Origin of the sequence: Sphingobium sp. CR2-8 (assembly GCF_035818615.1) — a bacterium.
GTDB lineage: Bacteria > Pseudomonadota > Alphaproteobacteria > Sphingomonadales > Sphingomonadaceae > Sphingobium.
This window is the reverse complement of record NZ_JAYKZY010000002.1, coordinates 3,150,826-3,169,463: the sequence shown is the minus strand read 5'-3', so window position 1 is coordinate 3,169,463 and position 18,638 is coordinate 3,150,826. Positions and strand designations below refer to the sequence as shown.

The window sequence follows — 18,638 nt, the reverse complement described above, 5'->3', positions numbered from 1 at the left end:
GTTCAGATCCCCGGCGCGGCGCGCAGCGCGGCGTAGCGGTTCATGACCTTGACGACATAATCCTGCGTTTCGCGATAGGGTGGAATGGCGTTGCCATAGCGCGCCACGGCGCCTTCGCCCGCATTATAGGCGGCCAGGATCAGGTTGAAATCCTTGCCATAGCGCTTCTGGAGCGACTTGATCAGCCGCGCGCCAGTCTCGATATTGGTGGCTGGATCATAAAGGGCGTCCGTCGCGACGCCGAAACGCGCGCCGGTGCCCGGCATGATCTGCATCAGCCCGCGCGCGCCGACATGGGACACGGCGCTTGGCATATAGGTCGATTCCGTCCCGATGATCGCATGCAGGAACAGCGGATCGATCCGATGCGCCCGTGCGCTCGCCAGGATATGCGGGTCGAACGTGCTGACGGTCCGCCCGTTCATCCGGCCGATGCGGACGGGGCGGTCCAGCATCGCGCTGATCCGCACCGTGCCCGGCGGCGGCTCCGCCAGTTTGCCGTCACGGCTTTTGGCCCGCTTTTTGGGCTTGTCTTCCTTCACGCCGATGATGCGCGCCACATCGGGCGCCCCCTGTATCGGGGCGCGGGGCGCCACGACGATACGCGCTGCGCAGCCCTGCAACGCCATGGAATCGACCATGCTGCTGCCTTGCGCAACGCGCAGCGTGCTGTTGAGCGGGCAGGACTTGAAATCGATGTCCCGCCAGCTGACGCCTCCAGCAACGGCTGGATTCGCAATAGCAGTAGCTGCAAATAATATTGGTAAACTAACTATTATATTCGAACGGATACGCATGATGACGATCTCCCATCTGGTGACGTCCACACACCAAATTCTCGATTCGTCCTGGGCAGTACAGTTTCAAAGTAATATTTAGATATATTGCGAGTGCCGATCCGCAAGAAGGCGCATCGGCGGAGGCGTTGTTGCCGCGGAAATTTTCTCAAACCATCTTTGCGAGACGGATCGTGTCAGCAAGGCGACGAGGCGAGCCGAGATAAAATTTCTTATGGAACCGTGACATTTCCGTCATCACGAAATGACATTTTCATGAAAGTCCGTATCGACATCGTAACATCGCCTGATGCAAACGGTTCATCCCGATTCCGATCTGAAGGGTTGACGATGCGGGAATAGATCGGGACTTTTACTTCCGTCCACACACGTATTTCATAACTGTGCTTTGGCTCTTATTGCCAGCATTTATCGCCCAGTTTCAATCACATCATATCTGTCATCGACGGCCGCATGGCGGCCTGCGACCGTGTGGAGCGACATATGGCCGAAAAGAACGACGGCGGCGACAAGACCGAGAAGCCAACGCCCAAGCGACTGCGCGATGCCCGGCGCAAGGGCGACGTCGCACGATCAAAGGATGTCGGCCCCGCTGTCGGCATGATCCTGTGGTTCCTGTTGCTGCTATTTGCGGCAGGCTATGCCGGGAATCAGATCACGGCGCTGATGACCGACACGGTCGGCACCGCGACATCCATGCCGTTCGATCGCGCCGCGCCGATGCTCGGCTGGGCCGCGTTTCTGGTCCTGATAACGGTCAGTCTGCTGATCCTGGGTCCGGCCGCCATCATCGGTGTGCTCGCTGAATTTCTTCAGGTCGGCGCGGTGATGACGACCGAAAAGCTCAAGCCCTCGCTCGACAAGCTGAACCCGGTCGAAGGGTTCAAGAAGATGTTCAGCATCGACAATCTGGTCGAGCTGGCCAAGACGGTAGCGAAGGCCGCCCTCATCCTCATCATTGCGACGGTCATTCTCTGGCGATCGGCCGACGCTTTCATCAGCCTCATCCAGACCGCGGGCTGGTCCCCTGTGGCCCATCATGGCGACAAGGTCGCGGGCGCAATGCTGGAACTCATCCGCTCGCTGTCGATCCAGCTCTTCGCCTGGACCTGCGGGGTCTTCCTACTCGTCGCCGGGGTCGATCGCGCCTGGCAGCATCACCGCTTCATCAAGAAGCTGCGCATGAGCCGCCGCGACATCAAGCAGGAATATAAGGATAATGAGGGCGATCCCATGGTTCGCGCCCAACGCCGGCAGTTGCATGAGGAATGGGCGAACCAGAACGCCATCGGCGCGGCGGGCAAGGCCAATGTGCTGCTCACCAACCCGACCCATCTCGCCATCGCGCTCGATTATGATCCCGAAGACTGCCCCGTTCCGATGATCGCGGCAAAGGGGAAGGACCACTGGCCGCCGCGATGCGCGCCGAAGCCGAAGCGCAGGGCGTGCCGATCGTCCGCAACATCGGTCTGGCGCGCGGCATCTGGGCCGAAAGCGAAGTCGGCGGCCCCATCCCCCGCGACAGTTTCGACGCGATTGCGGAAATCATCCTGTGGGCGCGTCGCGCGCGCGACGGACTGGAAACGCCTTTGCGAGAGGATAGCATGACGGAGACTATGGCATGAACGCAGGCACTTTCTTCCTCAGCCTCCTGTCGGTGGTGCTGGCGCTGGCCGTGGTGCTGGGCCTGGCCTGGGTCGCGATCAAATTGCTGCGCCGCTGGAACGACCGCTTCCAGGGCGGCGAAGTGGGCGAACAGCCGATCCGCTTCCTGCGCGCCATGGCGGTGGGCCAGCGCGAACGCATCGCCCTGGTCGAAGTGCGCGGCGAAGTGATGCTGGTCGGCGTCACGGCAGGCGGCATCAGCCTGCTTGCCCGGTGGCCGGAAGGCAAGGCGCCCGCCAACCCGCTGGGTCACCCCCTGTCATGACCGCCCATACCAAGCCTCGCTTCCCCGCCATCTCGGTCGATGAAGCCCATCTGCGGCAGGCGCTGCCGATGGCGCTGTGCGGCCGGGTCGTTGATGGCGCAACCCTGATCGCCGCCTTTCCTGCTGATCCGGCAGGGGGCGGGGACTGGTTCCACTGCGACGAAGCCTTCGCCTTCCGCATCCTGCGCCTCGATGGCCGAGCCGTCCACATGGACGCTACGGACGGTCCGGCCATGGCCGATCTGCTCGACCGGGCCGATCCGCTGCTCAGCGCAATCGAGAGCGCGCTCGGTCTGACGCTCGTCCCGTCCGCCATGGGCGCGCGCGCCGATCCTGCCACGCTGGTGGCGCGGATAGACGCAGGCGCGACCGCGAGGATCGAACTGGCCTTGGCCCCTAATACCCCCTTTCTGCCGACGGCCGCGCCGCTCGCGCCCACGCTGGTGAGCCATATACCCTTACCGGTCCGCATGATCCTGGACGGCCCCCGCCTGTCACCCACCGATGCCGCCGCGCTGGCCCCCGGGGACCTTCTGCTGATCGGCGCCGCGCCTTTGTCCGCGAGCCTCATCCGGCCCGGCGCCCCACCGATGCGCGGCCGGATAAGCCCGCAGGACCGCCAATTCCGGTCCGATCACCGATCATCATCACAATAGAGGACGAAGCCATGGACAGCCTAGCCGACGCCCCGATTGCCGCACCATCCAACGCCCCCTTCGCGCAGGATGCCTTCGCCGTACCACTGCGCTTCGAACTGGACCCGGCGGACGTGCCGCTCGCCCGGCTTCAGGCGATGCAGGACGGCGCGTTCCTGCCGCTCCAGGATCGCGACGGCGCGCTCGCCGTCCGCATTCTGGCGGGCAACCGCGCCATCGCCACCGGGCAGATCGTGTCCGTGGGCGACAGCTATGGCGTCCTCATCGAAACCATCCTGAAGGAGGGTTAAGTCGCATGGACGTATCCGCCTTCACGCCTGGCAGCGCCCTTGTCGTCGTCGTTCTCATCGCGCTTGCGCCTTTTTTCGCGGTGATGGTGACCAGTTTCACCAAGATCGTCGTGGTCCTGAGCCTGCTGCGCAATGCGCTGGGCTTGCAACAGGTGCCGCCCAACGTCGTCCTGAACGGCATGGCGCTCGTTCTGTCCGTCTATGTCATGTATCCCACGATGCAGCAGATGGCGCAGGCATCGGGTCAGCAGACCATGCCGTCCCAGACCAGCGAAATCTTCTCCGCCGCCGACCGCGCGAAGGAGCCTTTGCGGGCCTTCCTCATCAAACATAGCGCGGCCGACGAGCGCGCCTTCTTCCTGCGCACGCAACAGCGCGTGTCGAAGCAGACTAACACGACCGCCGCCAGCGCCACCGACTTCATCGTCGTCGTCCCCGCCTTCATCGTGCGGGAACTGACTGTCGCCTTCCAGATCGGCTTCCTGATCTTCCTGCCGTTCCTGGTGATCGACCTCGTCATCTCCAACATATTGCTGGCGATGGGCATGATGATGCTGTCCCCCGTCACCATATCCCTGCCGTTCAAGATATTGTTGTTCGTGCTGATCGACGGCTGGGTGAAGCTGTCCCACGGTCTGGTGCTGTCTTATGTCTGACAGCATCGTGCGCATGACCATCGACGCGCTATGGCTCGTCCTGCTGATGTCCGCCCCGCCGATCGTCGCGGCGTCGGCGGTCGGCCTGCTCGTCGCGCTGGTGCAGGCGGCGACGCAGCTTCAGGAACAGACGCTGCAATATACGCTTAAATTCTTTGCGATCGTGGCGACCATCTTCCTGACCGCCTCGCTGCTCGCGGGCAGCCTCTATCGCTATGGCGACACCATCTTCACCAATTTTCCCGCGATGGTCCGGCAATAGTGGCCGCGGATATGCAGGGTGTACCGGGATGGATGGGCGAATTGCTGCTGGTCGGCATCGCGTCCGCCCGCTTCGGCTTCGCCTTCGCCATCATGCCGCTGTTCGCGCAATCGATCATCCCCGCGACCGTGCGCAACGGCATCATCCTGACCTTCGGCGGCGTCGCCTTCGCGCTCCAGCCCAATTTCATGGTGCAGAATATCGGCACCTTCGGCTGGGCGATGATGTTGTTTCGGGAGGCCGGGATCGGCATTGCCATCGGCTTCTTCTTCGGCACTGTCCTCTGGGCGATGGAGGCGGCGGGCGAGATCGTGGATGCGAAAGTCGGCGCGACTATCGGCCAGATCCTTGAGCCCAATGGCGGCACGCAAACTTCGCTCACCGGCGCGCTGATGCAGCGTCTCGCTCATGTGCTGTTCGCGGCGTCCGGCGGGCTGCTGCTGCTGGTCGGTACGATCATGGAAAGTTTCGCCATCTGGCCGATCGCACAGACATGGCCAAATCTGGACCCGCGCAGCCTGTTGCTGTTCGAAGGGGAGTTTGGCCGCCTGATGACCCTGGCGCTGGTCTTCGCCGCACCGATCCTGGTCATGCTCTATCTGGTGGACGCGGCGCTGGGCCTGCTCAATCGCTTCGCCCAGCAACTCAACGTCTTCTCCCTCTCGCTCTCGATCAAAAGCTGGGCGGCGACCGCGCTGCTCCTCGTGCTCGTGCCCTTGCTGGCGCAGGCGGTCATCATGGACCTTAGCACCCGCACCGATGTCGTGCGCGCGGTCGCAAGGACGCTGGCCCGATGACCGAGGAAGAAAGCGAAGAAGCCCGCCTGCGCGAACTGATGCGCCTGCTGCGGCAGGCGGACGCCCGCGCGGCTGACGAAGATGTGCCGGTCGGCGAATTTCGCATCCCGCGCTCGCGCGTGCCCGAACGGCATCTGGGCGGCGTCGGCACGCTGACGAAGACGGAAGTGGCGGTGATGCGCTTCCTGGGCTGGGGCCGGGCCAATGCCGACATCGCGACCTTGCTCGTCATCAGCGAAAATACGGTGCGCGTCCACCTCAACAATATGTGCCGCAAGCTGGAACTGGACGGGGTGCGCGAACTCAATGCGCTCGCTGGCTTGCTCTTTCATCCCCTTACCTAGTCGGATCGCTTAGCCGCTTAGTCGGATCGGTGAGGGCGGACGGCGCACGGACCGGTCATACAGGATGGCGACACGGCGGTCGGTTCCCGCGCCGCCGTCCCGAAAGCCCCGGCAGGGCCAGAGATTCACGACAGGAGAAATATGATGTTCGGTCTTGGTTCCTTCAATCCCGTTTCGCTCCTTGCCACCTCCATGCTCGGCCCGATCGGCGGCGTTGTGGCCCAACTGGCGCAGCAGGTTTTTTCGCAGATCGGCCAGCAGCTGATCCAGAATCTGGGCCAGAATCTGGGCCTGCCCCAGGGCGTCATCGATATGGCGCAGGCCTCTTTCGCCGGCTCGACCGGCGACTTCCAGAGCGCGTTCGGCAATGTCGACGAAGCCATCGACGCCTTTGGCCAGGCGACGGGCGCCAGCCCCGCCGACATTGGCAGCGCCCAAAGTGGCATTCAGGACATCCTGCGCAACTTCGTCGAGGACATGAGCCAGAGCGAAGAGTTCAAGGAAGCCAAAAATAGCGGCGGCAAGGGCAAGGGCGGCGCAGGCTCGACCGGCGCGCCGGGCTGGCTGATGGCGATGGCGCAGGCTCTGGGCGAGGAACTGGATCGCCTGGGCGAAGATATGCAGCAGCGCGCCGAATCGCTGAAGGGCGACGACGCCAGCGCATCGGCCGAATTTGGTGTCGTGTCGCAGCAGTTCAGCATGCTGATGAACGCCACCAACAATGCGATCAAGACGATCGGCGAAGCGATGGCGAACACCGCCCGCAAGCAGTAACCGCTCGCCCCGCAAAGCCAACGGATGGAGGCCCTTTCCTTGGAAGGGGCCTCCATCTGTTTTATCGGGGGGCACCGACGTGAGAGGAGGTCACCATGTACCGTACCGCACTGTTCGTTCTCGCTCTGGCGCTACCCGCCAGCGCCACCGCCCAGGATATCGCCCCGGTCATCAGTCCAGGCCAGGCTGCAGAAGGCATATTCCACCGTTCCGTGGCGGAAGGTCAGGCGAGACGTATCCGCGAAGGCCGCTCGACCGGCAGCAGCGGCTATGCCGTCCGCCCCGGCACCACCGCGCAACAGGCCCGCGCCTGCTACAGCCGCCCCAACCTGCGCGCTAAATATGGCGCGGATCATCCCAAGGTGCTGAAGCTAGACTCGCTCTGTGAGCAGGCGGGCTACTGACTTGGCGCTAATCGCATCGATTAGGCGCCTAGTCGGATAGCGGAGTGTGCACGCCCATTCCACGCTTCATTCTGTCGTCGATCATCGCGATACAGGAGAAGCGCCATGTCCCTCGGCTATCTGACCAACAAGATCGGCGACGCGGTTCCTTTGCTGGATCGCCCCTTCAATAGCATGGCCTGGTATCTGCCGCCCAAAAGCGCAGCGAACCGCACCGCCAACACCACCAGTCAGCAGATGGGACCGGGTATCTACGGCACCTTCGGCAGCGAGATCCATGGTGGCAGCGCAGCTTTCACCCGCATCGCCCGCCACTATGAAGCCGTGGGCGGTGCGCTCGCCGATCCGGAGGCCGCACCCAACCTGACCCTCACGCCGGGCGGTGGCCTCGCGAGCATCGATCTCAGCGCCGATTATAACCTGCTGCTCAATGGTGACACCGGCCGGATTCTGGTGGACCACCGTCCCAGCGACACGCAAACCCCGATATGGGGGCAACAAACGCCCCAGGGCGTCCCGCAATTATGGGAAGACAGCTGGTTCGGCCTGGACGATGGCACTGCGATCGCGATCGAAACCGCGCCAGCATCCGACCATGCCGACGCCTTCATCCCCGCCCGCATCGACCTCACTCGCGACGGACGGACCCTTACGCTCCAAGCCGCAGGACCGGACGCATGAAGCGTCTGCTATGCATGGCGTTAGCGCTGGTTCCTATCCCAGCGCATAGCCACGCCACGAACGCCGCGATCTTTGGACAGGTCAAAACAGGCAATAATTTCAACCCTGAGCAGCTACCCAGCATCACCCTCAATGCCCCACCCGGCAAGGGCGGCAACGCCACGCTGACCGCGACCTACAGCCCCGACCCCGCCGTCCGTCGCAAACTCGCCGACATCATGGCGGAAGCTGCGGCAAAGCAGGGACCGGGACCGGCCGCCGACATGCGCAGCCTCGTCCTGTCGGGCGAAGGCGTCGCCCAATATCGCAAGGTCGCGCCGATGCTCGGCTACAGCGCCAATGATGCGATCGACGCCCTGGCCTTCTACCTGCTCGCCCAATGGGGCGTCGCCAACGACCATCGCCCCGACATCACCCGCGCGCAGGCCGCAGGCGTGCGCCGCCAGGCCGCCAACGCCTTCGCCGCTGTCGCCAGTCAGGTCAACACGGACGCGCTGCGTCAGGAGTTTGGCGAAATGCTGATGATCCAGGGCGCGATCATGGCGGGCACCCACGAACATGCGGTGCGCAGTGGCGATACGGAAACCCTCGCCCGCTATGCGCAAATGGCGCGTGACGGCGGCCGTCCGCTGTTCCAGGCCGACCCCATCGACGTCATCCTGACAGACGATGGTTTCCGCCGCAGATAGCCGCGCTAGTCGATCCGACTAGCCGCCTAGTCGGATCGCGGAGCGCATCGCCACCCCCGATCTGCTCTTATGCTTTCAGACAAGGCGGCACCCCGCCGCCCCGGAAAAGAGACAGGCCATGACCATCGATCCCAGCATCAGCGGCGCCAGCCCCCTCGGCGCGATCGGCGCCACGGGCGCAGGCGAAGCGAGCGGCGCGGGCATCGCGGACGGCGTTCGTACCCTGGCCTGTCATGTCGTCTCGCAGGTCGCGGGCAGCTTCGGCCTGATCCCGCTCTCAGCGCCCGGGCAGGGCGATGTTTATGGCCTGCGCGCCATGGCCGACGGCATCGGTGCAGCCTTTGGTGGCGGGTCGGCCGCCGACATGGGGGCGCTGACCCGCGCGATAGAGGATTTCGCGGGCGCCGTCGCAACGGACATGGCCGCCTATGCCGACGGCCGCACGCTGGATCTGGTGGATGGTGCGATCGGCGCGTCCACATTGTCGAGCGCCCGGGACATTTCTGCCGTCATCGATGGCCTGGATCAGGCCCGAACAGCGCTGGAGGGCGCACGCCCGACATCATTGTCGGCCTGACACCGGCTTGCGACACAAGAGGGAACGGACATGACCACGATCATCAACAACACGTTCAATCTCAATTTCAATCCCGGCTTCAATGCTGCTGAGGCCAACTCGCTGATGGCCGGTGTTTCGACCCAGCTCGCCGCCGGGATCATGGCCAGCTATTTCCAGCCCCTGCTGGCCAGCGCCTTTGCCTCCGCCACCCTGCCGATGCTGTTCCAGATGCAGGGCGGCACGATGCAGCAGGCCACCGATAGCGCGACGTCCAGCTTCGTGCCTACCGATGGCGCGCAATGGAGCGCCTCCATGCAGAATGAGAGCGAGGGCTCGATCGATCTGGGTGATGGCTATTCGCTCGAACTGGACGAACGTAATTCGGAAATCCGCATCTACAACGACAATACGGGCGAAACGACCCGCATCTGGGGCGATCCCCATGTCGATATCGATGGGACCCATGCTTTCGATTTCTGGGGCAAGACGACATTCCAGCTGGAAAACGGCACGAAGATTACGATCGACACCGAACAGTTTGCCGAAAACCCCAATGAATATGTCGCAAGCCAGCTGACGATTACGAAGGGCGATCAGGCGATCGTCGTCGATGGCATCAGCCAGAACCGGATCGGCGATCTCAACATCGCCATGTCGAACGATGGCCAGATGCTCGATGCGCTGAAAGGTGATGGCTTCGTATTACAGGAAAATGCGACCGGCGCTGGCTGGCGGTCGGAACTGACCGGCGACATCGCGACGCAGGCGGACCTCAACATGACCCGCGTCGGCGCGATCTACGGTCCCGGCAGCGACACGCCTAGCCTGGGCGAGGTCAGCCAGCAGGTCAGCAGCTTCCTGCTGTTCGGCTTCGTCAACGCACTCACCAATGCGGCGTTCGCTCAAGGCCTTTCGGCCTGACGTCGCATGGGGCGGCCGATCCCCCAATTCCCCGCCGGTCGCCCCATCCCCAATCACCAGGTATCGAGGGTGTAGATCATGGGTACGCAAGCTGCAGACAGCATAGGCCAGGGCTCGTCGGCCACAGGCTCGAACACGTCCACTTCGAACAATGTCGCCGCCGACATGGTGAACGAGCATCGCACCGCTGGCACCCTCGATACAACCGCGCTGGCGGCCGATGTGCAATCCCGCGCGGCGGGCGACCCGCAGGCGCAGGCCGCGCTCGCCGCCGCTGTCGAGGCGCAGATGACGCCGGTCGAACGGGGTCAGTTCACTGCCGCGATGCAGGCCGCGAACGACAATGCCGCCTTTGGCGCGACGATCGAGGGGCAGGAATTTGCCGTCGGCGATTTCCCCGATGCGCCCGCGGTCGCAACATGGGGTACGCAGCCCGCTGGCCTTGGCTACAAGGAAGCATGGGACGCCACCGCCGCGCGGCTCGGCACCACCGATCCCGCTGCCATCACGGCAGAGATCGAAGCGCAACTAACGCCGCCGACGCAATTGGAAACGATCACCGTCACGGGCAATGCGCCGTCCACCACGCCAGCCGAACCGACACAGAAGGCGTCGGAAGAGGGTGTGGGGTCTTTCTTCGAAGGCTTGGTGAAGGGCGATTTCGCTGACAATGACAGCTGGTCCGCCACGGCGGGACAGGTCGTCGGCGGCTTCATCCCCTTCGTCGGCCAGGCGGCTGACGCCCGCGACACCGTCGCCGCGATCGGTGGCGTGATAGAAGGCAAGGACGGCGCCTGGGGCAATCTGGGCCTTACCGCGATCGGCTGGGTGCCGGGCATCGGCGATCTGGCAAAGGGTGCGCTGCGGGGCGGCGAAAAGGTCGTGGATGCAGGCACCGATATCGCCAGCCAGGCCACCCGCCATGCCGACGATGTCGCCGACGCCGCGCGACCGCGCATAGAGATGGACGGCGGCAGCAAGGGCGACTGGTCTCCCGAGCTTAACGCCCGCAATCTCAAACCGGACGCCGACTATGTGGTCAACGGTTACACCTATCGCACCGATGGGCAGGGGCGCGTCACCGATGTGGAGGGGCAACTGGACCTCAAGACCGCCGATCGCAACAGCTATCAGCAGGGCGTGTCGGGCCGGGAGGATCGTCTGTCCGACGATCAGGGCGGCCATCTGATCGCGTCGATCTTCAATGGTCCCGGCGACCGGGTGAACATGGTCCCCATGAATGGCAACTTCAACATGGGCGCGTGGCGCGACATGGAGAAGACCTTCCAGACCGCCCTGAACGAAGGCAAGACGGTTGATGTCAAAATCGAGGTGAAATATGGATCGGACGGGCAACGCCCCGACAATTTCCGTGTAACCTATGAAATTGACGGCGTGCCGCGCACGCGCATGTTCGACAACGTGCCCGGAGGGAAGAAGTGACCGTGACCGACGCCGATCCGAACCTGACCATCGCGCGCCATCTGGTGCAGGCGGCCCCCGCCGGATGGCAGAAGCTGTGGACCGAAGGCGAGGTGGGCGATGGCTATAGCGATCTGCTCTTCGCCTATGCGTCCCCCGGTAAGGCCCGCAATTATTTCACGCCTTCTTACGAGGATAATGAGGCGATCCATGCCGGTCTGGTGGCGCTGCGCAATCGGATGCAGCAGGACGGCAAGGGCAAATGGTCCCGCTGCGTCTTCACCCTGCAACCCGACGGCAAGTTCAACCTGCACGTGGAATATGACGACTGACGTACCGCGTCTGTCCTACCGATCCGCCCCTTGATATTTTCAGCTATCGAACCGCAGCCGCGCAATATCCTGCAGGGTAGCTGCTGGGTGACATGATGTTGGAAATATAATGTCCGACTTTTGACCGTAAATGTCGCAATGCGCGGGAAATGTGTGAAGTTAAGCGCGCGGTTTCCAACAGTGGTATGGCTGCTATCCGGCCCGGCACCGGCATAATCGGTCGGATCGACTATCCTTGTTAATCGATCCGTGGAGCCACCGATCGCATAATACCAAGATGCATTTATAGGAACTTATAGCCAGTTGTTCCCCGGCGAAGGCCGGGGCCCAGTCCCGCGCCCAGAACTGGACCCCGGCCTTCGCCGGGGAGCTGCCCTATGGGTCAGCATCATCGCATCTGGTATAAACTCTCCAACACCGTTAACAATGGAGCGCCCGTCATGACCGATCCCGTCGGCGATGCCGTCAACACCGTTCATGAAAAGCTCGATACGTCGGGCTGGTTCGATACCGTCACCAATGGCGAGACCAAGGACATTGTCGGCGCGCTGACGGCGCTGCCCGCCGATCAGGCCGATCAGGTGGTCGATCGTCTCCAGCAGTCGGGCGAACTGGACCAGGTCGCGCATGAGGTGATGGACGGCGACTGGTTCTGCAATGGCGGCCTGTCGGGCGATGAGCGCCGTGCCTTCTTCGCCGACATGGCAGGCAAGCTGGACGGTCAGAGCCTCGCTGCGCTCAGCGACAGCTTCCCGGCCAGTGGCACGCAGGAGGATCCCGCCCGCAGTCATCTGATGGAGCGCGTGCGCGCGGCGAACGCGGTTCGCCACTATATCCATGTACAGGTGCTGGGGCGGGCCACCTGCGCGCTAATGGGGCATCAGTTGACCCTTCTCCATTCTGCACCAGCCCGACCTATTGCGCGCTCGCCAAGCGCTTGGCGAATGAGGGCTCGTTATCGAACAGCCCATGCGGGAGGCGACATCTCTAGAATGCGCCTATAATCTGTAAGTACGATGATAATGCTTACATTGAGCCGAACTGCTTGAACAGGAAAGAGCGGCCACGCTCGATCGGCTCAGGCGGCTGGTAGCGAATTTGCGTAGCGAGGAAATGTCGGCGTGCACGGGCCGCGTCGCCGAATTCCTGGTCTTGGCCGAGCGCAGGCTAGCCTACGCGCGATGGCGCTTTCGGCTGATGGTGTCGAGCAGCGTTCAGGAAAGCAAGCGGTTCGGCGACGATGATTATCATGGAGAAGCTTTCGCCACCATAGTCGCTGGGCTATAGGGTTTCGTTGACGCGCTTTATTCAGCAGCTAATCCATAAGATCGAGCATGTCGCTAATCGGCACGAAGGAAAAGGCCACCGAACTGTCGGCAATACCGTAAGGCAGGAAGATATTGGCGCCGTGCCGCATCGCGCCGCAGGTATAGACGACGTTGGGAACATAGCCCTCGCGCTCGTCGCCGGAGGCGGTCAGAACAGGCTCGCGCGAACGCGCGATGACCTTGCGGGGGTCGTCCTTATCGAGCAGGACCGCGCCGATGGAATATTGCCGCATGGCGCCGACGCCATGAGTGAGGAGCAGCCAACCTTCATCGATTTCGATGGGCGCGCCGCAATTGCCGATCTGCACCAATTCCCACGGATAGCGCGGGGTCAGGAGCAATTCGCCTTCATCCCAGTGGGTCAGGCTGTCTGAGCTGATCAGGAACAGGTTTTCGCCATCCTGCCGACCGATCATCATATATTGGCCGCCGACCTTGCGCGGAAACAGCGCCATGCCCTTGTTGCGAGCGGCGCTGCCCCCCATCGGCACGAGGTCGAACGTGCGGAAGTCGCGCGTGCGCATCAGTTCGGACTGAATTGCTCGGCCATTATAGGCGGTGTAGGTGCCGAGCCACTCCGGCGCCGCATCGTCATGATGAAATTTGACGAGCCTTAGATCCTCCAGTCCATTGGCCTGCGCTTCCGTGATCGGAAAGATGACCGTGCCCGACAATGTGCTGTCGGGGTGCCGAAAGATGGTGACCGCGCCGTCGACCGGATGATCCTCATCGCGATGCGCGTCGGCTGCGGTCGCGAAGGGCGGTTCGGGCGCCAGATATAATTCGCCGCTATGGGTTATGATGCCCTCGCGAAAGGCGATGGAGCTGATATGACCTTCGCCGACGGCGCGCAGCGAAATGAGGATACGACAATTATCGGGACTCATGCCCGACTGGTCGGGATGCGGCACGACGCTGGGGTTCATCAGCGCGGCGGCGCAATAGCTATATTCGTGGCAAAAATAGGCGCCAAGCAACTGCCGCCGCGCTTCGCTCAGGCCTGTGCAATCCAGGTCCAGCAGGCCCACAATTTCGTCATAACGGGTCATGAACACGCGGCGGGTGTGCCAATGCCGCATCTCGAAATCGCGCAACACCGACCTCAGCTGTCGCTCGACGGAAATCTCATCCATCGCCAGCACGGCGTCGACGATACGTCGGGTTCGACTGGGTGCGCCGCCTTGCGATTGCCAGGCAAGATGGAATGGCCGGACGACCACCCGAGCTGGGTTGGCCGTCAGGTGGAGCGGCAATACGTCGATTTCAGACAAGAACGCTCTATCCCATGTTGCGATAATCAGGCCGAGAGCATCTCTATATCGGCATTCGTCCCTTTTGGAACGATAGACTCTCGCTTGGACAGGGCATTCATCGCGCAGGATGCCAGTTGCAGCGCCAATATCGATTCAGCGCCCTGATTTTCGTTCACACCATGGGGTGTCAGGCCATCATAACAGCCGCCATCGCTCACCGTAGCCAACGGCACATGATTGTCATTCTGCCCCAGGAACCAACGATAGGCATTTTCCGCAACGCCACGCCAATGCGAATCACCGGTGACTGTATAAGCCGCCGTGGCAGCATCGACGCTGGCCTGCGCTTCGAGCGGTTGCTGATCGAAAGGGAGCGGATGGCCGAAGGGGCGGCCGAAGCTTTCGGTGCCAACCGCGCGAAAATGCCCCTCCGGCGCGGTTTGCTTGGCCGTCAACCATTCGAGCGTCGCCAGGCCGCGATCGATCAGGCGCCGGTCGCCCAGATGCTGCCCCGCCAGCAGCAGGGCTTGTGGCAGGCGGGCATTGTCATAGGCAAGCACATCCTCAAACCATGTCCATTCCGAACGGGTGGCGTGCAGCGCCATCAAGTCAGCCGACAGGGTTTCGATCATGCCGCGCGCCAGATCATGGCCAGGCAGCGCATCCAGCAAAGCGCTCGCACCCAGGATCAGGAAAGCCTTCGCGCGCGGCGACTCGATCGCGGCGTGCGCGCCTGCGGTCTGTTCGAACAGGGAGATCGCCCAACGCCGGTGCTTTTCGAATTGCGCATCGCGCGCGGTGACGCCCAGCGACCAGATGGCGCGCCCGCCGCTGTCTTCCGATCCCTTATCTTCGCACCAGCTGCGGTCGAAAGCCATGAAGTTACGGAAGCGGCTCCGGTCCGGGTTCCAGGCATATTGGACGAACGCGGCGTAGGTCGTCATCCATCGGTCGCGTTCCGCATCTTCCAGGGTCGGCATTTGACTCAGGAGGATGAGGGCGCGGGCATTGTCATCGATGCAATAACCATGGCGACGGTCCGGCACGGACAGGATACTGTGCTGGAACATGCCTGTCGAATCGCTCATGCGCAGGACGGCGGTCATGTCGGGCGCGAGTATGTCGTAGCTTCGGCGCGGCACCAGGCGCGCGGGCTGCATGGCGCGTGCTTCGCTCAGCAGCCGTTCGACATTGCGGGCCAGTTCGCTCCAGATCATGGTGCGGCCATAGGCATAGGCGCGACTGGCGTGCGTCTCGCTCAGCACCTTGTCGTCAAGCAGTGCATTGAGGGCATGCGCCATCGCCTGCGGGTCGCGAAAGGGGACCAGGCAGCCGACGTCGCCGCCCAGCACTTCGCGTGCCTGGACATAAGGCGTGGAAACGATCGGCTTGCCCATGCCCACCGCGTAGCTAAGCGTTCCCGATGTCACCTGCGCTGGATTGATGTAAGGGGTGACGTAAATGTCGGCGGCCTGAAGCTGATCGAGCAACTCCTCCTGCTCGACATAGCGATCGACGAAGGCGACGTTGCGTTCGACGCCGAGCGCACTGGCAAGCGCCTTCAGTTCGTTACGCAGCACCTCACCGCCCTGTTCACGCACGATATTGGGATGGGTCGCGCCCAACACGACATAAAGCGCATCGGGATGGCGATCGACCACGTCCGGCATGGCGCGGATCATGACGTCGATGCCCTTGTCCGGGGCGAGCAGGCCGAAGGTCAAGATGACGGGGCGGTCCTGCCAGCCAAGGGGGGCCTTCATCGTGGCCGGGTCGACATGCGGTCGGTCCGGCACGCCATGGGGGATCACGGCGATCTTGCTGTCTGGCACATCATAGTGGGACAACAGGATATCGCGACCGCGCTGTGCCATGACCATGATCTGGCTGGAACGGGCGATAAGCGCCTCGGCGACGCGGCGTTCCTGAGGGTTGGGGTTTTCCAAAATGGTGTGGAACGTGCTGACGAGCGGCAAGCCGGTGCGCTCGATCAGGCTCAGGATCATATCGCCGGCAGGGCCGCCGAAAATCCCGAATTCATGCTGGAGCCAGATGGTCTCCGCGCCGCTCTCTTCGATGCGTCGCGCCGCTTCGGAATAGGCGATCGGATCGAACTGGGGCACACGGATGACATCGGCAGGATAGTCGATCGCGCCTTGTCCGTCATCCATGGCATAATGATCGACGATGAGATCAGGGAAAGCCTCTGCCATGGCGTCGCGGCAATGAGTCGTGAAAGTCGCTATGCCGCAGCGCCTGGGCATCGAATTGCCGATCAGCGCAATATGGCGAAGGGGCGCAGGCACAATTTCCTTGTTGAAAGGCTTATGCAACATGGGCGATCTTTCTGAGGAGGTAACGATCTTCCTGATGCCTGTAACAGCCAGAAAGGCGCGGTACCGCTGAATGTAAAAACTCAACGTGCGAACAGGTAAAAAGTTGCTGCTCTATTACACGTAATGAAATTTCGCGATCTGTGTAATACCGCGCAACTTCGCGAGCAGCGGAGGATTACAGCGACACGCCTGCAACGATGAGGACGCCGCATGACAGATATAGCCGACGCCCATACCGATCAGCCGAAACTTTCCGGCAAACGCGCGATCATCACCGGCGGCACCACAGGCATCGGCCGCGCCATCGCGGTTCTATTGGCGAGCGAGGGTGTGGATATATTCATCTGCGGCCGCACGCCTGAGCATCTGGACGATGCGCTCGCGCGCATCCGGGAAGTGGGAAAAGGCGATGGCATCGCGATCGACCTTGCCGACGAAGGCGCGGTGCGCAAGTTCATGGCGGCAGCGCGGGACTATCTGGGCGGGGCGGACATTGTCGTCATCAACGCCGCCGTCCCGGCGCAAGGCTTGAGCGATATGAGCGAGGCGGACCTGCGTTACGCGCTGGCGGTCGATTTTACTGCCTATGTCATGAGCGCGCATGCGACCATGGAGGCTTTAGGCGACGAAGGCGACATCGTACTGATCGGATCGATGAGCGCCCATGTGTTGGGGCCGGGGTCGACGGTCTATGCCGGGATCAAGGCAGGCATCGCCGGTTTTTCCGAAGCCTTGCGACGCGAGCTTGGTCCCAAGGGCATCAGGGTATCGCTGGTCGAACCGGGGAAGACCGGCGCCGATTTCCAATATCCCGACATCCCTGCTGACAAGCAGCGCGCAATGATCGCCGAGGAAACGATGCTGCGCGCCGAGGATATCGCGGTCGGCGTCCATTATCTGTTGAGCCAGCCGCGCCGCGTCGTCGTCCAGCAACTGACCATCGTGCCGCGCATGCTGGATCAGGAATGAGCCACGCAATCGATAAACTGGTCTTCGTGCCCGACGACGTCGATCTGGCGCGGTCGCCGATGGCGGGCAAGGTCGACGCGAAAACCTATGTTCTGGGCGCGTTCAATCCTGGACTGACGCGGCTCGCCAGCGGCAACCTCCTGTTGATGGTTCGCGTGGCGGAAGCGCTGCGCACGCCGGTCTGGGATGGCCATATCCACGCGATACGGTGGGAAGATGGACGCTATCATCTCGATGCCTGGCCGTTGCACCAGGTTGAAACTTCCGATCCTCGCACCTTCTCGGTCAAGGGGCAGGGATGGGATGTCCTGGCGCTGACCTCTCTGTCCTGGCTGTTGCCGGTGGAACTAACGCCCGACGGCCTGTCCGTCGTTGCGGTCCATTATGATCGCGCGATCGCACCGGAGCATGATTTCCAATGCTACGGCATCGAAGACCCGCGTATCAGCCGGGTGGGGGACGAATGGCTCATGACGACCTGCTCGGTCAGTCCGGAGCGACATTGCACGACGCTTTATGTGTCGGACAACGGACTGGACTGGCGGTTCGAGGATATCGTCCTGGATCACCAGAATAAGGATATGCTCATCTTCGAAGGGACCATCGACGGGCGCTACTGGGCGCAGACGCGGCCCCTGGGCGATCTCTACTTTGCCTATCCCCCCGGCAATGCATGGCGGGCGGGACCGTCGATCAATCTGGCCACCTCGCCCGACGGGCGCTTCTGGAAGCCCTATCGCAAGCCGGGCATCCGCCCCCAGGCCGCAACCACCGCAACGGTTAGAATAGGGGGTGGGGCACCACCGATCCTGACCGACGAAGGCTGGCTGACCTTGTGGCACGGCGTGGAACCGGGCGGAATCGCCGGGATATACCGGACCTATTGGTCATTGCTCGACCGTGACGATCCCGCAATCGTGCTGCGGACCCATTACAAACCGCTGCTGGAAGCGAATGCTAAGCTGACGGAGCCGCTGGAGCATCAACTTTACTTGCGCGACATCGTATTTACCACGGGCATTGTCGCTGCGGGCGATCATTATATAGTGGCGTCTGGAGAGGCTGATCTGGCCTGCAGAATAACGCTTATAAACAAGCGCATATTTTAGCATTCGACAAACAGCTGAACCGCCAGGCCCTTCGCACGCCTATCGCTCGAGGGATGTCAGACGGTGCCGACCCATCGGACCGTGGCCTTCACGTCAGGATCAGGATTCCGGCCCGATGCGTATCGCGTT

Annotated in this window: 20 protein-coding genes and 2 pseudogenes; 19 read left to right on the top strand and 3 right to left on the bottom strand. The window is 62.5% G+C overall.

Annotated elements, in window-relative coordinates; genetic code table 11:
- Window positions 1-2: 2 nt before the first annotated feature.
- Window positions 3-641: a lytic transglycosylase domain-containing protein gene (locus tag U5A82_RS19475; RefSeq protein ID WP_326292512.1), complete on the bottom strand. Its 639-nt coding sequence runs from the start codon at window positions 639-641 to the stop codon at window positions 3-5.
- Between the two features lie 609 nt (window positions 642-1,250).
- On the opposite strand from U5A82_RS19475, the pseudogene U5A82_RS19470 reads away from it, so the two are divergent.
- From U5A82_RS19470 to U5A82_RS19390, 17 genes and pseudogenes are all read left to right on the top strand, one after another.
- A pseudogene (locus U5A82_RS19470) lies at window positions 1,251-2,422 on the top strand (EscU/YscU/HrcU family type III secretion system export apparatus switch protein).
- A complete protein-coding gene (gene fliO / locus U5A82_RS19465) occupies window positions 2,419-2,727 on the top strand; it encodes a flagellar biosynthetic protein FliO (protein WP_326292510.1) in 309 nt (102 codons plus the stop codon). Before U5A82_RS19470 ends, fliO begins: the two are co-directional and overlap by 4 nt.
- Complete coding sequence (locus U5A82_RS19460) at window positions 2,724-3,383, top strand: hypothetical protein (RefSeq protein ID WP_326292509.1); 660 nt, start codon at window positions 2,724-2,726, stop codon at window positions 3,381-3,383. Before fliO ends, U5A82_RS19460 begins: the two co-directional genes overlap by 4 nt.
- Window positions 3,384-3,394: 11 nt before the next feature.
- Window positions 3,395-3,673 (top strand): FliM/FliN family flagellar motor C-terminal domain-containing protein, encoded by a 279-nt coding sequence (locus U5A82_RS19455; RefSeq protein ID WP_326292508.1) that lies wholly within the window; start codon window positions 3,395-3,397, stop codon window positions 3,671-3,673.
- Between the two features lie 5 nt (window positions 3,674-3,678).
- Window positions 3,679-4,329: a type III secretion system export apparatus subunit SctR gene (gene sctR / locus U5A82_RS19450; RefSeq protein WP_326292507.1), complete on the top strand. Its 651-nt coding sequence runs from the start codon at window positions 3,679-3,681 to the stop codon at window positions 4,327-4,329.
- Window positions 4,322-4,591 (top strand): type III secretion system export apparatus subunit SctS, encoded by a 270-nt coding sequence (gene sctS / locus U5A82_RS19445; protein ID WP_326292506.1) that lies wholly within the window; start codon window positions 4,322-4,324, stop codon window positions 4,589-4,591. The genes sctR and sctS overlap by 8 nt, the downstream gene beginning before the upstream one ends.
- 11 nt (window positions 4,592-4,602) lie before the next feature.
- Window positions 4,603-5,388, top strand: a complete 786-nt coding sequence (gene sctT, locus U5A82_RS19440; protein ID WP_326292505.1) for a type III secretion system export apparatus subunit SctT — start codon at window positions 4,603-4,605, stop codon at window positions 5,386-5,388.
- Entirely contained in the window at window positions 5,385-5,732 is a 348-nt protein-coding gene (locus tag U5A82_RS19435) for a helix-turn-helix domain-containing protein (protein WP_326292504.1), read from the top strand. Before sctT ends, U5A82_RS19435 begins: the two co-directional genes overlap by 4 nt.
- Window positions 5,733-5,873: 141 nt before the next feature.
- A complete protein-coding gene (locus U5A82_RS19430) occupies window positions 5,874-6,506 on the top strand; it encodes a hypothetical protein (protein ID WP_326292503.1) in 633 nt (210 codons plus the stop codon).
- 95 nt (window positions 6,507-6,601) lie between these two features.
- Window positions 6,602-6,910, top strand: a complete 309-nt coding sequence (locus tag U5A82_RS19425; RefSeq protein WP_326292502.1) for a hypothetical protein — start codon at window positions 6,602-6,604, stop codon at window positions 6,908-6,910.
- Window positions 6,911-7,015: 105 nt separating this feature from the next.
- The gene (locus U5A82_RS19420) at window positions 7,016-7,591 is read left to right on the top strand and encodes a hypothetical protein (RefSeq protein WP_326292501.1); all 576 of its coding nucleotides are present in this window, start codon (window positions 7,016-7,018) and stop codon (window positions 7,589-7,591) included.
- Window positions 7,588-8,280: a DUF6683 family protein gene (locus U5A82_RS19415; RefSeq protein ID WP_326292500.1), complete on the top strand. Its 693-nt coding sequence runs from the start codon at window positions 7,588-7,590 to the stop codon at window positions 8,278-8,280. The genes U5A82_RS19420 and U5A82_RS19415 overlap by 4 nt, the downstream gene beginning before the upstream one ends.
- A gap of 118 nt (window positions 8,281-8,398) precedes the next feature.
- Window positions 8,399-8,857: a hypothetical protein gene (locus U5A82_RS19410; protein WP_326292499.1), complete on the top strand. Its 459-nt coding sequence runs from the start codon at window positions 8,399-8,401 to the stop codon at window positions 8,855-8,857.
- A gap of 30 nt (window positions 8,858-8,887) precedes the next feature.
- Entirely contained in the window at window positions 8,888-9,760 is an 873-nt protein-coding gene (locus U5A82_RS19405) for a DUF1521 domain-containing protein (RefSeq protein ID WP_326292498.1), read from the top strand.
- Between the two features lie 78 nt (window positions 9,761-9,838).
- Window positions 9,839-11,095, top strand: a pseudogene (locus U5A82_RS19400) (DNA/RNA non-specific endonuclease); the annotation flags it as partial.
- Window positions 11,096-11,199: 104 nt separating this feature from the next.
- Window positions 11,200-11,514, top strand: a complete 315-nt coding sequence (locus U5A82_RS19395; protein WP_326292496.1) for an immunity protein YezG family protein — start codon at window positions 11,200-11,202, stop codon at window positions 11,512-11,514.
- 440 nt (window positions 11,515-11,954) lie between these two features.
- Complete coding sequence (locus tag U5A82_RS19390; protein WP_326292495.1) at window positions 11,955-12,518, top strand: hypothetical protein; 564 nt, start codon at window positions 11,955-11,957, stop codon at window positions 12,516-12,518.
- A gap of 311 nt (window positions 12,519-12,829) precedes the next feature.
- Here U5A82_RS19390 and U5A82_RS19385 read toward each other — a convergent pair whose 3' ends face one another.
- Window positions 12,830-14,113 carry a glycoside hydrolase family 130 protein gene (locus U5A82_RS19385; RefSeq protein ID WP_326292494.1) on the bottom strand — a complete coding sequence of 428 codons (1,284 nt, stop codon included), beginning with the start codon at window positions 14,111-14,113 and terminating at the stop codon, window positions 12,830-12,832.
- Between the two features lie 26 nt (window positions 14,114-14,139).
- Window positions 14,140-16,431, bottom strand: a complete 2,292-nt coding sequence (locus tag U5A82_RS19380; RefSeq protein WP_326292493.1) for a glycosyltransferase family 4 protein — start codon at window positions 16,429-16,431, stop codon at window positions 14,140-14,142.
- 210 nt (window positions 16,432-16,641) lie between these two features.
- On the opposite strand from U5A82_RS19380, the gene U5A82_RS19375 reads away from it, so the two are divergent.
- Window positions 16,642-17,400, top strand: coding sequence for an SDR family oxidoreductase (locus tag U5A82_RS19375; RefSeq protein WP_326292492.1), 759 nt, complete (start codon window positions 16,642-16,644; stop codon window positions 17,398-17,400).
- Window positions 17,397-18,509 carry a glycoside hydrolase family 130 protein gene (locus U5A82_RS19370; protein ID WP_326292491.1) on the top strand — a complete coding sequence of 371 codons (1,113 nt, stop codon included), beginning with the start codon at window positions 17,397-17,399 and terminating at the stop codon, window positions 18,507-18,509. Before U5A82_RS19375 ends, U5A82_RS19370 begins: the two co-directional genes overlap by 4 nt.
- Window positions 18,510-18,638 lie beyond the last annotated feature (129 nt).

Coding starts and splice junctions, on each gene's coding strand:
- U5A82_RS19460 (WP_326292509.1), top strand. CDS start 2,724: ATGACCGCCCATACCAAGCCTCGCTTCCCCGCCATCTCGGTCGATGAA.
- U5A82_RS19475 (WP_326292512.1), bottom strand. CDS start 641: ATGGTCGATTCCATGGCGTTGCAGGGCTGCGCAGCGCGTATCGTCGTG.
- U5A82_RS19425 (WP_326292502.1), top strand. CDS start 6,602: ATGTACCGTACCGCACTGTTCGTTCTCGCTCTGGCGCTACCCGCCAGC.
- U5A82_RS19415 (WP_326292500.1), top strand. CDS start 7,588: ATGAAGCGTCTGCTATGCATGGCGTTAGCGCTGGTTCCTATCCCAGCG.
- sctT (WP_326292505.1), top strand. CDS start 4,603: ATGCAGGGTGTACCGGGATGGATGGGCGAATTGCTGCTGGTCGGCATC.
- U5A82_RS19380 (WP_326292493.1), bottom strand. CDS start 16,431: ATGTTGCATAAGCCTTTCAACAAGGAAATTGTGCCTGCGCCCCTTCGC.
- U5A82_RS19375 (WP_326292492.1), top strand. CDS start 16,642: ATGACAGATATAGCCGACGCCCATACCGATCAGCCGAAACTTTCCGGC.
- U5A82_RS19405 (WP_326292498.1), top strand. CDS start 8,888: ATGACCACGATCATCAACAACACGTTCAATCTCAATTTCAATCCCGGC.
- sctS (WP_326292506.1), top strand. CDS start 4,322: ATGTCTGACAGCATCGTGCGCATGACCATCGACGCGCTATGGCTCGTC.
- fliO (WP_326292510.1), top strand. CDS start 2,419: ATGAACGCAGGCACTTTCTTCCTCAGCCTCCTGTCGGTGGTGCTGGCG.
- U5A82_RS19370 (WP_326292491.1), top strand. CDS start 17,397: ATGAGCCACGCAATCGATAAACTGGTCTTCGTGCCCGACGACGTCGAT.
- U5A82_RS19435 (WP_326292504.1), top strand. CDS start 5,385: ATGACCGAGGAAGAAAGCGAAGAAGCCCGCCTGCGCGAACTGATGCGC.
- U5A82_RS19390 (WP_326292495.1), top strand. CDS start 11,955: ATGACCGATCCCGTCGGCGATGCCGTCAACACCGTTCATGAAAAGCTC.
- U5A82_RS19410 (WP_326292499.1), top strand. CDS start 8,399: ATGACCATCGATCCCAGCATCAGCGGCGCCAGCCCCCTCGGCGCGATC.
- U5A82_RS19455 (WP_326292508.1), top strand. CDS start 3,395: ATGGACAGCCTAGCCGACGCCCCGATTGCCGCACCATCCAACGCCCCC.
- U5A82_RS19430 (WP_326292503.1), top strand. CDS start 5,874: ATGATGTTCGGTCTTGGTTCCTTCAATCCCGTTTCGCTCCTTGCCACC.
- sctR (WP_326292507.1), top strand. CDS start 3,679: ATGGACGTATCCGCCTTCACGCCTGGCAGCGCCCTTGTCGTCGTCGTT.
- U5A82_RS19420 (WP_326292501.1), top strand. CDS start 7,016: ATGTCCCTCGGCTATCTGACCAACAAGATCGGCGACGCGGTTCCTTTG.